Below are 16,185 nucleotides of genomic sequence, written 5' to 3' on the forward strand. Positions count from 1 at the left end.
TCTTTTAATAGGTAGATAATGAAATCGAATAAACATATTAGCAAAGACCAATTACCTAACAATCAATTAGTTAAAGGTTTACATCCTAATAATCGACATCATGGCCGATACGATCTACCGCTACTGGTGAAAAAAGAGCCTCAACTAGCGAACTATTTAAAATTATCACCAACAGGTAATCAAACCATTGACTTCTCAGAACCTGAAGCTGTTAAACTGTTGAATAAAGCTATTTTAGCCGCTGATTATAAAATTAAATTTTGGGATATTCCTGTTGGTTATTTATGCCCACCGATCCCAGGAAGAGCGGACTATATCCATCGACTTGCCTCTCTAATCAACCCTGAAGGTGTAAAGCAGAAGATAACTGCACTGGATATAGGTACCGGCGCAAGTTGTATCTATCCAATTATCGGTACCACAGAGTACAATTGGCATTGGGTTGCTACAGATATTGATCCAATTTCAATCAAAACCGCTCAATTTATCGTTAAAAGTAATAAGCCGTTAAATAATAAAATTGAATGTCGATTACAAACCAATGCTAAACAGATTTTCAACGGTATCATTAAAAAAGGAGATAAGTTTGATGTTACTGTTTGTAATCCTCCTTTTCACAAATCTCTTGCTGATGCCACTAAAGGTACTCAACGAAAAATCGATAACTTATCAGCCAATCGAAATAAAAAGGGACTGACTGAAACTAAAAAATCAACATCACAACTTAACTTTGGTGGACAGAAAGCCGAATTATGGTGTGATGGAGGCGAAGAGGCTTTCATTATTAATATGGCAAAAGAGAGTCGAGATTATGGCTCACAATGTCGGTGGTTTTCTACATTAATATCCAAAAAAGAGAATGTTAAACAATTAGAAACTCAATTAAAACGCTTAAAAGTCACTCAGATTCATCACGAAGAGATGAAACAAGGCAATAAAGTAACTCGATTTGTGGCCTGGAGTTTTCAGTAGCAGTAAATTCGTTTAAATGTGATTAACTTTTCTTCAGATCAAGACCCAAGTAAATGTAAAAGCAAGCAACTCGAATAAATACGGTATACAATGGTTCACAGATACTTTTAATTGGAATAAAAAATGAGCAAATTAACAGCAGATATTCAAGCAAACCAAGAGTTATTCATTAAAGAAACGGCGGCAAACGAACTAGTTTGGGGTCTAAAAAACGAAGATGGTTGGTTAACTTGCGACTCAACTGAGTTTGAAGAAAGTGAAGTTATGCCATTTTGGTCTTCTAAAGAAGATGCTGCAGCTCATAATGTGGAAGAATGGTCAGATTTCGAAGTATTAGAAATACCACTTGATATCTTTGTTCAAGACTGGTTAGTCACACTTTCTGAAGATGGTGTATTACTTGGCTTAAATTGGAATGCACAACTTGAAGGTGTTGAAATAGAGCCAACGGCTCTTGCCAAGTGTTACCTATAAGTGGACTCTGATTTTATATCTTTCTTACATGAATATCCCTAAAATAATTGGCGTTGCTAGAAGGCGGCAAGTGAGTGAGGTCCCATGAGTATAGGTGTACTCTATGATTGGGGCGAGTAAGTGCAGCCAACAACCTAGCGACTTCAAGTATGACGGGTATAGGTATATAAAAATCGAAATAAGTCATAAGGGTTACATACTTTTAACGATCAACGTTAACAGTATGTAACCTTCTTTTTATTAGCGTGATGCCCCAAATTTAAGATTCAAACCTGATACGCTGTTTTATCGCCAATGTCATAATGCAAAGGCATTTTGAATTTATAAATACCACACAAGATCAGCAAGCCTCCCCCTATGATTGAAAAAGCTGTCGATACCATTATTTGGTTTGGAATTGCACTAAAATTGATCGCCGAAAAAAACCAATAACCAATTAATGCGATTGGGATCAGCAATAATATTTTCAATCTAAAACAGAAGTACTCTTTAAATGCCAATCCACTATAAACAAATAAAGCAGCACCAATGGCTAAATGAGGCATCAATCCACTTATCCATAATACAGTGGCAAAAATACCTGCACCATCAAGTAACCATCTGAAAAATTTATTATAGATATGCAGACATCGAGAACTAAATACCACCGAAACAATTAAAATTATTGCACTTAAATCTGGCATCCAATAGGATAGGATTAATGCTCCCCCTGCACTAATTAGCGCAAGGCGATAAAAGATGACAGTAATCAGATCAATAAAATCTAACTGACTTTTTATATGTGGATCGGCCATTTTTACCTCTTTATAAAATTTCATCAATGATTGATAAGGAAGATTCATAATAATTTAATCATTATATCTCTTTTATGTAATAATAGTGATTAAATATTCTTAACCCCCAATACTTAAAGTTATTGGAGTTGATGGTAGATAAGGCAATAAAGTAAAGCCTACAGCCGAACAACTGTAAATAACATGGGTATATTCAATTGGATCTGATTGTGGATATCTCTCTTTATTACGCGCTACTTCTATTAGTTACTGGATTTTTTGCCGGCATTATTAATACACTTGCTGGAGGAGGATCAAACCTGACTTTACCTGCACTCATGGTAATGGGTATGCCAGCAGAGGTGGCTAATGCGACGAATCGAGTTGGTGTCTTTCTTCAATCATTAACGGCTTTATTTGGTTTCAAGAGAGCCAAGAAACTACCATTGAATGACGCTCCTGCCATTATCTTACCGACGATTGTTGGTGGCCTATTAGGTGCTGTTTCAGCATCTTATCTCCCAACATCGTTAGTTAAGCCCGCTTTATTGATTACCATGTTAACCATGTCATTAATTATTTTATTAAAACCCTCTGTCATCTCGCCAGATCCAGGAACTACAATCAATAAAGTTGCAGATACTCCTCTCTCTTGGATTTGGTTAACGATTGCAGGATTTTATGGCGGATTTGTTCAAGCTGGTGTTGGTTTTATTCTTTTAGCTGCCCTTTCTGGAACTCTTCGTTATGATTTAGTAAAAGCAAATGCATTAAAAGTATTATGTGCACTGACCTTTACCACGGTATCTCTTGCTGTCTTTATTTATAACGACTTGATTTTATGGCTACCAGGTCTAATTTTAGCAATGGGAACGATGGCAGGTGCATCAGTTGCAGTTAAAATTGCTATTACAATTAAACCTTCAACCTTAAAGTGGTTCCTGTTTATTATGACGTTAGTAGGATGTATTGCTGCATTGTTTTCATAATCGCATACCTAACGTCACTGGAGTCACTACCGACAAGTCAATGAATGCAGCCAATAACTTAATAACGTCACGTAACAAGGTGATACCCATATTAACTAGATTCAATTGATTTAACTCGTAAACAAACTAAAAAGCCACTGAACTTATTACATATTAATAATAAGTTCAGTGGCTTATATTAGACTATTGATATTTGAACCAGTCAGGCTGTTGGGGTTTATCACTCGTCCAATCTATACCCATCGGTCTCACACGCTTGCCACCGACGAGTAACATCAATTATTTTAGATATAGGTATTATATAGCAAGCTGATGAGTACAAATATTGTATTTATTTAGATTCGGTTGAGAATCTAACCAACGAAGAAATTGACGCGATGAGCTAATATCAATACTTTCCATCTCAATATTATCATTAGTTGAACTTTCAGCAATACGATACGTTAAAACGACATTGCTTCTTTCAAAGAAAACAACACCATACTGATTATTGTTTACCTTAAAACTAGCCTTGATTGCTTGTTGAGGTAATTGATCTAAAAGAATTCCTTTCATCTCAAGCTCTGCAACAATTCGATTCTCATCAACTAATGTTTCAACTTGCACTCGATTAATAACACTGTGGTCAATTAACTGACTTTGGATCGTGGAAAGTCTATTTTTTTGTTCACTATTTGTTATCATAATCTTGTTCCATCCTATTGCTGTTAAAGTAACAATAACACTAACAAGTACCAATTTAAACATTTCATTAACAATAATTAATAAAAAAGTAACTTTATTGATCCAAGTCAAGATCATTAAGATGAAATCCGCCTTAGCAGGCTATTTTTTAAACATTAAGTTTATTAAACAAGCAAATAGCCTTGATATATTTTAGACGTATTTAGCTTATTTTGATTTGTGTGAGGGTAATCTCATTTATTTGTAATGAAATCACCCTCACTACATTTGTTCAAATAAATATATTTGTTAATGATATGTTAACACCCAGATCCATTAGTTACTATATTTCCATTTTGTTCTTAAACGCTTTTTTACACTTTCATCAGCAAAGCATTGTTCAATACTATTGGTGTAAATTATTTGGTAATCCTCATGTGTGAAACTGAATTGCTCACAAACTTTTTTCACTTCATCAGTCATCGTAGTATTCGAGACCGTCCGATTATCACTGTTGATAGTAATCGCAAGACCATCGTTATAAAAGTTAGCACAAGGATGAGAGGCTAACGATTCAACGGCTTTAGTTTGTATATTACTGCTTGGACATGTTTCTAGACCGATGCGTTTATCCTTAACAAGATCATAGGCAGGTTGATACCCTGAAATGTGAATGCCATGACCAATGCGTTCAGCACCTAACTCAGTGATAGCATCATAAACATTTTGTCCAACACCTTGCTCTCCCGCATGAATTGTAATTTTATAGCCTAACTCTTTTGCATATTGAGTAAATGGAATATATTCAGATGCGAAACCTGCAACTTCACTGCCAGCAAGATCAAATGCAACCACCCCTTTCGATAAGAAGTGACTACCTGCTTCAAGTAGCTTATTGATATTATCATTCGGCATGTTTTTAACTGCACAAAGAATGTAGTTACCTTCAATATCATATTGTTTTGTCGCCCGATCCATACCTTGCAATACGCTAGAAATAACCTGCTCTAGAGTTAAACCTTGCTGTAAATGTAATAGGGGCGCAAAACGAACTTCTAGATACTTTACATTCTCTAATGCTGCATCTTCGAAAAGCTCAAAAGATATCCTCTCAAGATCAACAGCGGTTTGCATAACTAACAAAGGAGTATCAAACTTTTGCAGGTAAGTATCCAAGTCAGGACATGTCTCTGGTGCAATCAACAATGACGTTACAGTAGCAAGATCATAGCTTGGTAATGAAATCTTGTGCTGAATGGCAAGATCAATAATAGTTTGAGGACGGACACTTCCGTCAAGATGACAATGGAGATCGATTTTTGGCAGGTTGAAATAGTTCATAAGCCTCTACCTTTATAAGTAAAATAAAGTTACAGGCCTCATAATCAAGAGTTAATGGCTCTTGGTAGAAACTCCCAAACCGTATCATTGGGATTATACGAAGCAATTTCGACAGAATTTTAGCAGTAGATGCCACCCATATCAAGAGGGTGGCATAAAAAATACCGTAAAAATAAATTAAGTTAACAAATTAATTAGCTCGAATGACGCGGGTCAGTTTCGGGGCGATAATCATAGTAATCAAGGCGATAACGGCTGTTGCAATACCAATTTGACTAAATACATGGCTATAAATTGCTAATGTTTGTGTTGGATTGGTAGCATTTGCAGGAGCCGCAGTTAATGATGCAACCCAACCTGCAATTACAGCAGCTGTTGCAGATGTTAAGAACCACATTCCCATCGCAAAGCCCATCATACGTTGTGGGACAAGCTGAGCAACCATTGCTAAACCAAGACCAGAAACAAATAACTCGCCAATAGACTGAAAACCATAACTCAATACTAGCCAGTTAGAATTCATAATCCCATGGGCATTAGCAAACTTCGCCCCAATTGGGAGCACTAAGAAAGATAAACTACACAGTGCCATACCTAAAGCAAACTTAAATGGCATTGAGAATCGGTCACCCATTTTATTATAGATAACCGCTAAAACTGGGCTCGCTAACATAATCCAAAATGGATTCAATGCTTGAAATTGCTCTGGTTCAACTTTAAAGCCAAAAATATCGTGACTAATATTATGAATAGCAAAGAAATTCAATGAAGTTGGCATTTGGAAATAAAGAACAAAGAAAACCACACCTTGTAACATTAAAATAAACGCAACAAACATTTTCGCTCTTTCTGCGCTAGATATTTTAAATGCTTCTTTGAAATATAAGAAAACAATAGTAACGCCAACAACCACTAAAATAACATGAGCATAAAATACATGTTGTAATAAATAAGCACTGACTAAACTTAACACTGCGGAGCCTAAAACAACGGCACTATAATATTTTTTATTAACTGGTTTCAAATCTGGTTCAGAACCGATATCCCCTACCATTTTTTTACATAATGCAAAATTTATTACTGTAATAAGTAGACCAATTGCGCTCACTCCAAATGCTAAACCATAGCCATACTTTTCAGCAATTAATGGCGTTAAAATCATTGAGAAAAAAGATCCTAAATTTATCGCCATATAATACATGGTAAATGCACCATCTAAGCGAGGATCATCTTTCTTATAGACTTTAGACAACAAGCTTGATGGATTTGCCTTAAACAATCCATTTCCCATTGTAATAACACCCATTGAAACATAAATCCACAATGGGCTCCCATCTTTACCCAAATATGCAGAAAAGCCTAATAGAAAATAACCAACAGTTAAGAAAATCGCACCAAGGGTGATCGTACGTTTTGTTCCTATGACTTTATCTCCGATCCAACCACCAATTGCCACGGAGCCAAAAATAAGGGCAGAGAAGGCAGCAAAAAGGATAAAAGAGCTTGATTCATTAAGTCCTAAAATTTTCACCATGTATACAGTTAGAATTGCCTGCATACCATAGAAGCCGAAACGCTCCCAGAATTCGATAGAGAAGATCAGGTAAAACTGCTTCGGTTGTTTCATTACATTAAGATCTGACATAGTTTATCCACACGTTGTATTATCGTATACCTATTTAGTTTAGGTATCTCATTTTCAACTTCTTGCTATTAATTTTTTATGATTAATGCATAAGCTTTTGTAATGTGAACAAACTACCTGTCTTAATTAAATAATGCATCGAGCAAATATGGAATGTAAAAAATTAATTATGGTATGAATTTATTTTTATTATATATATCATTATCTAACTAACTATTTTAATCACTATCCAGTATAAAAATCATTAAAAAAACATCCTTCATTCCATTTTAAAACAGTTGGTTATAAGAAAATAAAATACTCTTTTTTTGTTTTATTTATTAGTAAAAAACCAGAAGAAAATTAATAAAGTTTTCTACTGGCTTTAAATTATAGTTTAGTTACATTAAGCACTACCTATTAAGCAATATTATCTATGCTTTCTATCTCTAATTGCATTAACCACTCTTTTAATATATTTAAAGATGCCGCTCTTCGATATTTAGCCGTTGAGCGTTGATCATCAATAGGCATAATAACTTCATTATATTGCTCACTAAGCTCATTAATATTAACTTGCTCTGGTCGTTTCCCTACAATTAAAGCTTCAATATCGCGATTCCTGATCACCGTTGGCCCTACCGCACCAAAGGCTAAACGAAAATCACTGATTTCCCCTGTTGAATGTAAAGAGACCAAACCGGCAACAGATAGTTTTGTTAATGCATTAGCAGAGCGAGTACCAACTTTGCGATAAAGTGAATAATCTATTTTAGGGACAACAAACTTTACAGCTGTAATCAATTGTTCCGGTTGTCGAGTCGTTTTTCCAGGCCCCGTAATAAAATGACACAAAGGAAGCCATTCACAACCTTTCATCGTTGATAGTTGAATTTGGCAATCAAACAAATATAAAACAGGCAATGAATCCCCAGCCGGAGATGCATTACAGATATTTCCAATCAAGGTTGCTCGGTTTCGTAAAGCCGGTGCTGCTATCTGTTTAATGGCATTTTTTAATAATTCAGGCACTAACGGATCGTTAATAATTTGCGTTAATGTACATCCAGCACCAATCTGAAGACATTCACCATCTTTAGTGATGCTCTTCAATTCATGAAGATGATCAGTAACCAAGAGTTGGTAGGGAAACTGAGGAACTAAACTAGAGTGGTGAGCATGCTGCACCATCAAATCCGTTCCACCAGCTAAAACAGTAAACTTTTTTGTCGCCATTTGCTTAAGTGCATCGATGACAGTTTCTGGACGATAGACTACTTCCATAACTCACCTCCTTTACTGATTGCGATATGAGCAGCATCAATTAACATGCCGTATCCAGTACAGCGACATAAGTTTCCAGATAACGCAATTTTAATCTCATCATCGGTTGGCTGCGCATTCTGTTCTAATAACGCATATAACGCGATGATCATTCCTGGAGAACAGAAACCACATTGAACGCCTTTAGCTTCTAAAATGGCATCAATTAAACAACGACCTTTATCCGTCTCTTTCAATCCTTCCAAAGTGACAATATGTTGCCCTTCGGCTTGAATCGTTGGTAAAATACACGTATTCACTAACTCATTATTAAGTAATACTGAGCAAGCTCCACATTCACCTTCTCCACATCCCTCTTTAGTTGCCGTTTGCTGTAATACATCACGTAATGTACTTAATAAGGGTTGCATCGGATCAACATCAACCATTGTCCCTTGACCATTTAAATTGAAATTAATCTTCATTGAGTACCTCCATCAAATACTCGGGCGTAACAGGAATTGATGAAATCGAACGATTAACCGCACATTCTACCGCGGCAGTTAATGCTGCAGCACCGCCATTATGGGTTAGCTCCCCTCCCCCTTTCGCACCTAATGGTCCATAAGGGTAAAGGTTTTCAATTTGTTCACTTTCGATGCTTGGAACATCTAAAATGGTTGGAATAACGTAATCAGCCATGGTTCGTTGCGCAAACATCCCGGTTTTACGATCAAGTTCCATTTTCTCACAACTGCCATAACCTAAAGCTTGAACTAAACCGCCATCGATTTGGCCACGAAAAACCTGTTCATCGATCACTTTACCGACATCGTACAATGCCCAAGCTTTTTTAATATCTATTTCCGCCGTCATTGGATCAACTTCAACTTCAACCACATTAACGCCATAACTGGTTGCTTGATACGCATTGCCTGTAAAGGTTTCCTGATCCCATTGATGATATTCAGGCTTTTGATAAACCTCTTCAATTTCTTGATGTTGTCCTGAAACCCATTGTTTTTGTAATTTCTTTGCTGCTTTTTCTAATAGGTAACCGACAATTAGAATCGAACGAGATGCCACCGTTGGCCCAGAATCTGGCACGATTCCAGTATCTGGGAGATAAATCGTCACATCATCCAATGGCTTATTCAAAACTTCTGCGACAATTTTTCTAAAGGTTAGTGTTAATCCTTGACCGATATCGGTATTCGAGGCATGAATGTGTAACGTATCATCCTCTAACTTTAATAACCGAACTCTCGCTTTAACTAAGGTCTCCTCTAGATCCCCCGCAAAACCACAACCATGTTGGAAAACAGCTAAGCCAATCCCTTTATTGCTATCGTCTCCACATTTTCCATAGGTTTCTAATTTTTTATAGTAATCTGAGAGCTCTTCTGCTCTTGCCAACATCTTATCCAGCACTAACTCTTGATGCATTGGTGCACCAGTTAAAGAGATCGAATCAGGTCTTAATAGATGTGATTTTTTAAATGCCAGCGTATCGATCCCGACTTGTTTGGCGAGATGTCCAATATGGGTTTCCATCGAAAAACAAGTTTGTGGAGAACCAAAGCCTCTAAATGCGCCAGTAGGTACCGTATTTGTTCGATAGGCTGTTCCTGTTACTCGAACATTGGGGATATCATAAACATTGGTTGCAGTCGTAATCGCTCGTTGAATAACAATGCCTGAAAGACTAAAAAATGCCCCGCTATTCACCGCAAGATTCACTTCCATCGCGATAATTTTATTATTTTTATCTAATCCAGTGCGATAACGAAAACGTGACGGATGTCGTTTTGAAGAGAACGCGATATCTTCTTGTCGATCTAATATCACCCGCACTGGACGTTTAAGTTTATTAACCGCAACCGCAACGGGTGCCGCTAATACATCTGGATAATCTTCTTTACCACCAAACCCGCCACCAGTGGGCGTTTGAATTGCTCGAACATTATCATGACCTAATACGACAGCCATACAATGATGAACATACCAAGGACATTGCATCGAGCCCTCGATTACCACTTTCCCTTGTTGATAAAAGCCAACAACACCTTGAGTCTCAAGATAAATATGCTCTTGATACCCTGTTGTACACTCTTCTTCAATAATAGTTTCCGCTAATTCAAAACCTTGATCAATATCACCTCGATTGATGGTATGCGTATCAAAAATATTACTCTCACCTTGTATTGCCCCACCGATTAAATTTTCTGACTCTTCAATCGAGTAAATGGGTGTTTTCTCAATATACTCCACTGAGATTTGCTGCAAAATTTGGTCAATAACGTTAGGTTCTTCACCCACAACAAGAAAGATAACTTGTCCGACATGAAAAACCTCGTTTTCAGCAAAAGCGGGCCAATCGAGTTCAACAATAGGAAGTGCATTTTGTCCGGGTATATCGTCGGCACCGAAGATATAATACCCATCAGGGAGGGTGGGAAGAGTAATATTTTTAATTATCGCACGAGGAGAGGTTGAGCGGTAAAATCGTCCGTGTAATAAATTGTCGTATTGGCGATCAGCAATAAACTTTGCTTCGCCTGTTGCTTCTGACCATTTAAATCTATTATTAATTTTTTCCATAACAAGACCTTCTATCCTGTTTAAAATGGCTGCCTAATAGCAGCCATTTTATATTTAGAAATTAATCTAAATTATCCATTCTTTGCCATACACGTTTAGCGACCTTACGTGCTTCAGCATAAATTGGTTCAATATCAAATGGGAATTCACGATCTTGATATACAAATCGACCTTCAACCATTACTGAGTTTACATTTCCTGCATTCAATGCAAAAGCAAAGTGCCCAGGTAAATTGTCAGCCACAAATGGCGTTGGACTGGTATAATCGCAGACCGTTAAATCTGCTTTATATCCCGCTTCCAAACGACCAAATTGTGAACCAAAGTTACGAGCTAATAGCTCATTACCATTATATAGGTGACGTAAGAAGCTATCTGGCCATAACGGACCATTTGCATCACGATGTTTAAAGAATGCAAACTTCAGCTCTTCAAACATATCCGCACCAATACCATCCGTACCGAGCGCCACATTTTTAAACTTAGTCAGTTTATGGTTGTATCCCACACCATTGTTCATATTTGAACGTGCATTATGAACAAGGAATGCATCACGATCATTTAAGATATCAATGTCGTTGTCTGATAAGAACAGACCATGCGCTAATAAAGTCTTATTATTAATTAGGCCAAAGCTATCTAAACGCTCAACAATATCTTGTCCATAATGGTGATGACTATGAGAAACATCATAAAGATCTTCAGCACAATGAATATGCAAACCACGCCCTGTGGCTTGAATCGCTTCTTGCAACATAGATAAACCATCATTTGTGACAGTAAATGGTGCATGAGCCCCGATATGAGCTTCAACTAAGTGTGGCACTTTTCCTTTTTCAGCATCAATTAACTGAGCAAAAGCAATATTCTCTTCGACACCGGCTTGCATTTCAGCTACACCACCATTACGATCGGTGGTTTCAAAACAAGTCATACCGCGTAAACCTACATCTAAGAAGCTTTTACGCAATGTCGCTAAAGATCCACCAATATAGTTTGGTGATGCATGGTGATCGATAACCGACGTTGTCCCGCTACGAATCGCTTCTAATGAGCAGACCATACCGCTGTAATAAAGTGCTTCTTCATCAAGTGATCTATCTACCTTCCACCATAAATTTTTCAAGGTAGAGATAAAGTCAGGGCTTGGCTTGATATCCGCCATGATGCCGCGCGATAAACCTGAATAAAAGTGATTATGAGAACAGACGATTCCCGGCATCACTAACTTGCCCTTCATATCTTTGACTTGAGCTTGAGGATAATTAGCCGCAATATTAGAACCTACTGCAACAATAAGATCGTTATCAACAACGATATCAACCCCTTCTTGTACCAATGCCGGTTCAAATTGAATCGCAGTGGCATTTTTCAATACTAACATTTGATTACTCCTCAACAGCGCCTAATAGATAGTGATGGTTTTGGTGAACATAAGTGATAATGTCGCACATTTCAGCCAAAGCTGTTGGCGCATTGGCAACTTTTCCTTGGTTATCAATAGATAAAGTATAAGTTTCACCTTCAAGACGAACCAATAACTCTTTATCCTCAACGTAGAAGCCTGGGTTTGTGCTATCTGCAAAATCACCACGTAGGCTGTAGATAGTTACCTTATCTTTATAAGGCTTGCTATCCCAAGGACAGAAGCGAGCACAGTTACCACACTCATTACAGTAAGCATCTAAATGTAATGTTTGATACGGGTCACGGAAGCCAGGAATTGGTAAAGAGATGTTAGCGCGGTTAGGACAAACATCCACACACTTGCTACATACATATGAACACTCTAAGCAACGCTCCGCTTCTTGTGCAATAAAGGCATCTTTATCATCAGCAGCAATAAGTTGCACTGGGATTTGACCTTTACGAGCATAAACTTCGGCTACTTTAACTTCTGACGTCACATCAAATTGATCAAACACTTTTTGCTCGCGCGCTAAAATAGTATCAGCGGCTTTACGACCACCTGAAATTGCGCTAACAATTGATGATGGACCTGTCGCGGCATCCCCCATTAGGAACACATTCTCAACACCAGTTTCACAGGTTTCTGCATTGACTTCAGGCCAACCATCAGTCCCCATTGGGATACCCATCTTGGTTAACACATCACGGTTAGCTTGCTCACCAACAGCGGTAATCATTGCATCAATTTGTAATTCAACTGTCTTATCCGTTGCAACAGGACGACGACGACCACCTTGATCGGGTTCACCTAACTCCATAACACGAGCGGTTAACTTGCCATTGGTTTCGAAGCTTTCAGGGTTAGTTAAGAACATGAACTTAACGCCATCTTCAACCGCTTCTTCATACTCTTCTTTATAAGCAGGCATTTCAGCTAGTGTACGACGATAAATTACTGTCACCTCTTCCACACCTGGCACTTTAAGCGCCGCACGAGCACTGTCCATCGCAGTATTACCCGCACCAACAACCGCAACATGACGACCTAATGATGCCACTTCTCCATCATTGAATTCACGTAAGAACTCTAATGATTTATGGATGTTCTGGTTTTCACCACTGATTTGGATTGGATTACCTTTGTTTGCACCTATACCTAAGCAAACATACTTATAGCCACTCGCTTTTAATGCATCAACGGTAATGTCATCTTTGCAGCCATATTCAAATTGAACACCGTGATTGGCAACAAACTCAATATCATGTTCAATCGATTCAGCAGGAATACGGAACTGAGGAATGATATTTTTAACCACACCACCTGCATTTTGTTCCTTCTCAAACAACGTGACAGGGTAACCTGCGCGAGCCATAAAATAGGCTGCTGATAATCCAGCGGGCCCTGCACCGATAACAGCAACGGGTTGTTTGTCATTTATTGCTGGTTGATGCCATTTCGCTTGATACTCATCCCAACCTTTTTCAAGAGCAATTTTCTTCATTTCACGAATATTCAATGCACCATCATAATCTCGACGAGTACAGTTGTACTGGCACTGATGGTCACAGATCTCACCGGTAATTGCTGGTAATGCGTTACGTGCATAGATTAGCTCTAATGCTTGAACATACTTCTGTTCACCCATCAAACGAATATACTCAGGGATATCCTGACTAATTGGACATGCCGTGACACAAGGTGCAACATAACAATCTGTTAATGGCACACTCTCTTTAACGGTAATCTCTTCAGGACCGCGCCACTCTTTCTGGGTATATTCCATTGAAAGTGATTTAGCTGCTAATGCTTCAAGCTTCACTAAATCAATCTTATTATTAGCCCAATCATCACTGCTATCTAACTCTTCAGCACAATCAACAAGACGTAAATAACCGCCAGGCTTCAATAAATCTGTCGCCATTGTGATTGGACGAATACCGGTTTCAAAAATCTCTTTGATATTGAATTTTGCGGCACCACCTGAGTAAGAGATAGGTAAAGTTCCATTAAATTCACGAGAAAGCTCTAAAGCAACATTAATTGATAATGGAAATAGTGCACGACCAGACATGTACATTTCATCGCCAGGTAACACGCCTTTTAAGTTCATTGTGCCTAATGTATTGGTTAACTTAACACCAAAGCCCAATTGTTTCTCTTTACCTAAATCAACTAAACGATGAAGCATCGCTTTTGCATCTTCAATCTTAAGATCATGAGAAAAAGCTTCTTCACTTAAGCCGATATAATCAAAACCACTGTTGTCTAAAATTTCACGTACACGTTTAAAGCCAAGAAGTGTTGGGTTTAATTTTACAAATGTATTGATGCCTTTCTCTTCCAACATATAGCGACAGATCGCTTCAATTTCATGTGGAGGACAACCATGCATCGTCGATAAGGTCACGCCTTCAACTAATTTCGTTGGAATCGCATCAGGTAGCGCTTGCAGACGATCAGCTCGATCTTCTAAACCCATTGATTTTAAAAACGCTTCATCATTCACCCAGCGGCGAAGTTCTTCTTTATGAGCAGCAAAAACATCACTGTTGCTTGAATCCATCATGTTATCGATAAATTGCTGCATTGGTGCTGTTTTAATGCCATCTAAGTCATAACCGACACTCATATTAAAAGTGAACGATTTTGCTTCTCCACTCATGCGTGGGTCAAAAATTTCTTCTAATAGGTAAAGCGCCATCCAAGCTTTTACATACTCATCATAAGCTTTAACTAAAGTAAACTCTGTCGACCATTCTGTATTAAAACACTCATCTTCTGCATCAATACAGGGTTTTTCAAGTTCTAATCGGTCTAGTTTCTGAACTGTTTTAAGTTCCATGAAACGACCACCCGCTAACCAAGAGGCAATAATATTTTGAGTTAGCTGAGTGTGAGGACCTGCTGCTGGACCAATTGGTGTTTCACATGTTTCACCAAAGACATCAATTTTTCTTTCATCTCTTTTTTGGTAAAACTGCTTCTGTGGGATCCCAAAAATAGATTGGCTCTCTTTATATTCGCAAAAAACACGATTTAAGATCTCACCAAATGGTACGGGACGCATAATGTCACCCATATTACTCTCCTTGCTTCTGCAATAAGATCAAACAGTTATCATCATTGTTATTCTGTTGATCATGGTAAATGCTAATAGTTCAATCACTCGGTATAACCTGTGATAATGATATTTAAACGAATTAACTTTTATTCTTGATATACAAAGAGCAACAATCGAGCCAAAAAGTCATAACACAATAAGAAAGGGATATTTTTCGTGATGGGAGTCTAATCTTAGGATCAGATTGTGAGTTGGCTCAAAATAAAAAAAAGGGTCTATTTTGAGCCAAATGAGAATGATAACTAACAAACAAGATGGCTTTATCAATTAGGTAGTAGATCACTATCATTATGATATTGATAGTGATTTATTGGGAGAAGTCATTAAATAAGCAGTAAAATATACCGAGATCTAGCGCTGTTTTAATAGCGTCTGATAAGCATCTGGCGTATCGATATCATGCAGTATTTCAGCACTTTCAAGAGTAACAAACGTCGGGTTACTGCTCATCACTAACTTTTTCATTTTACTATCAAGAGGCTGAGACAGTAGCACTGAACGCCATTTGTTAGGAAAAATAACTGGATGACCATTTTTGTCACCATAAATTGGCATCACGACCTCATCTCCACGTTGCTGCCACATCTGTTCATAAATATGATAGGTCAAACAAGGTAAATCACCATGGGCGATAAAAAAGTGTTCTGTCTCCACTTCAGCAACACCACGCTGAATCGAACTAAACATCCCAGATAAATAAGTTTCATTAGTTACCACTAAGATCTCAGCACGGTCTTGATAGCGTTCAATCAATTGCTCAGCATTAAACCCCGCCACAAGAATCACTCGACGACAAAAAGTTAAAGCATTATCGATACTTATATCAAGGATTGTCCCTTCTTTATAAGGTAACATCATCTTCCAGTCACCCATTCGAGAAGATAGACCCGCTGCAGGCATTACACAGTCAATGTCATACTGTTTGGTCGTCATTTTTTATTAACCTTTTATTT

At 37.8% G+C, this 16,185-nt stretch carries 13 protein-coding genes and 1 riboswitch; of the genes, 3 read left to right on the plus strand and 10 right to left on the minus strand.

The genetic code is table 11. The features are described from left to right. Window positions 1–18: 18 nt before the first annotated feature. Both rlmF and L0B53_RS15060 read left to right on the plus strand, forming a co-directional pair. Window positions 19–972: a 23S rRNA (adenine(1618)-N(6))-methyltransferase RlmF gene (gene rlmF / locus L0B53_RS15055; RefSeq protein ID WP_235060422.1), complete on the plus strand. Its 954-nt coding sequence runs from the start codon at window positions 19–21 to the stop codon at window positions 970–972. Window positions 973–1,095: 123 nt separating this feature from the next. Then, window positions 1,096–1,446, plus strand: coding sequence for a DUF2750 domain-containing protein (locus L0B53_RS15060; RefSeq protein ID WP_235060423.1), 351 nt, complete (start codon window positions 1,096–1,098; stop codon window positions 1,444–1,446). Between the two features lie 266 nt (window positions 1,447–1,712). Here L0B53_RS15060 and L0B53_RS15065 read toward each other — a convergent pair whose 3' ends face one another. Continuing rightward, window positions 1,713–2,240: a DUF2301 domain-containing membrane protein gene (locus L0B53_RS15065; protein ID WP_235060424.1), complete on the minus strand. Its 528-nt coding sequence runs from the start codon at window positions 2,238–2,240 to the stop codon at window positions 1,713–1,715. Between the two features lie 209 nt (window positions 2,241–2,449). On the opposite strand from L0B53_RS15065, the gene L0B53_RS15070 reads away from it, so the two are divergent. Next, the gene (locus L0B53_RS15070) at window positions 2,450–3,208 is read left to right on the plus strand and encodes a sulfite exporter TauE/SafE family protein (RefSeq protein WP_235060425.1); all 759 of its coding nucleotides are present in this window, start codon (window positions 2,450–2,452) and stop codon (window positions 3,206–3,208) included. Window positions 3,209–3,505: 297 nt separating this feature from the next. On the opposite strand, the gene L0B53_RS15075 is transcribed toward L0B53_RS15070, so the two are convergent. The 9 genes from L0B53_RS15075 to mocA all read right to left on the minus strand — a co-directional run bounded on the left by L0B53_RS15075 (window position 3,506) and on the right by mocA (window position 16,165). Then, window positions 3,506–3,892: a hypothetical protein gene (locus L0B53_RS15075; RefSeq protein ID WP_235060426.1), complete on the minus strand. Its 387-nt coding sequence runs from the start codon at window positions 3,890–3,892 to the stop codon at window positions 3,506–3,508. Between the two features lie 315 nt (window positions 3,893–4,207). Continuing rightward, on the minus strand, window positions 4,208–5,212 hold the full coding sequence (gene add / locus L0B53_RS15080) for an adenosine deaminase (RefSeq protein ID WP_235060427.1): 1,005 nt from the start codon (window positions 5,210–5,212) through the stop codon (window positions 4,208–4,210). Window positions 5,213–5,233: 21 nt separating this feature from the next. After that, window positions 5,234–5,333, minus strand: a riboswitch (purine riboswitch). Between the two features lie 69 nt (window positions 5,334–5,402). Further along, window positions 5,403–6,857 carry a dipeptide/tripeptide permease DtpA gene (gene dtpA, locus L0B53_RS15085; RefSeq protein WP_235060428.1) on the minus strand — a complete coding sequence of 485 codons (1,455 nt, stop codon included), beginning with the start codon at window positions 6,855–6,857 and terminating at the stop codon, window positions 5,403–5,405. 399 nt (window positions 6,858–7,256) lie between these two features. After that, window positions 7,257–8,120, minus strand: a complete 864-nt coding sequence (locus L0B53_RS15090) for a xanthine dehydrogenase family protein subunit M (protein WP_235060429.1) — start codon at window positions 8,118–8,120, stop codon at window positions 7,257–7,259. Next, window positions 8,111–8,584, minus strand: a complete 474-nt coding sequence (locus L0B53_RS15095) for a (2Fe-2S)-binding protein (RefSeq protein WP_235060430.1) — start codon at window positions 8,582–8,584, stop codon at window positions 8,111–8,113. Before L0B53_RS15095 ends, L0B53_RS15090 begins: the two co-directional genes overlap by 10 nt. Continuing rightward, window positions 8,574–10,700, minus strand: a complete 2,127-nt coding sequence (locus L0B53_RS15100) for a xanthine dehydrogenase family protein molybdopterin-binding subunit (RefSeq protein ID WP_235060431.1) — start codon at window positions 10,698–10,700, stop codon at window positions 8,574–8,576. Before L0B53_RS15100 ends, L0B53_RS15095 begins: the two co-directional genes overlap by 11 nt. A gap of 61 nt (window positions 10,701–10,761) precedes the next feature. Beyond that, window positions 10,762–12,084 (minus strand): putative aminohydrolase SsnA, encoded by a 1,323-nt coding sequence (ssnA, locus tag L0B53_RS15105; protein ID WP_235060432.1) that lies wholly within the window; start codon window positions 12,082–12,084, stop codon window positions 10,762–10,764. Window positions 12,085–12,088: 4 nt separating this feature from the next. Further along, window positions 12,089–15,190, minus strand: coding sequence for a putative selenate reductase subunit YgfK (ygfK, locus tag L0B53_RS15110; RefSeq protein ID WP_235060433.1), 3,102 nt, complete (start codon window positions 15,188–15,190; stop codon window positions 12,089–12,091). A 393-nt stretch (window positions 15,191–15,583) separates the two neighbouring features. Further along, on the minus strand, window positions 15,584–16,165 hold the full coding sequence (gene mocA / locus L0B53_RS15115; RefSeq protein WP_235060434.1) for a molybdenum cofactor cytidylyltransferase: 582 nt from the start codon (window positions 16,163–16,165) through the stop codon (window positions 15,584–15,586). Between the last annotated feature and the right edge of the window lie 20 nt (window positions 16,166–16,185).

The organism is Vibrio sp. SS-MA-C1-2, from assembly GCF_021513135.1.
Lineage (GTDB): Bacteria > Pseudomonadota > Gammaproteobacteria > Enterobacterales > Vibrionaceae.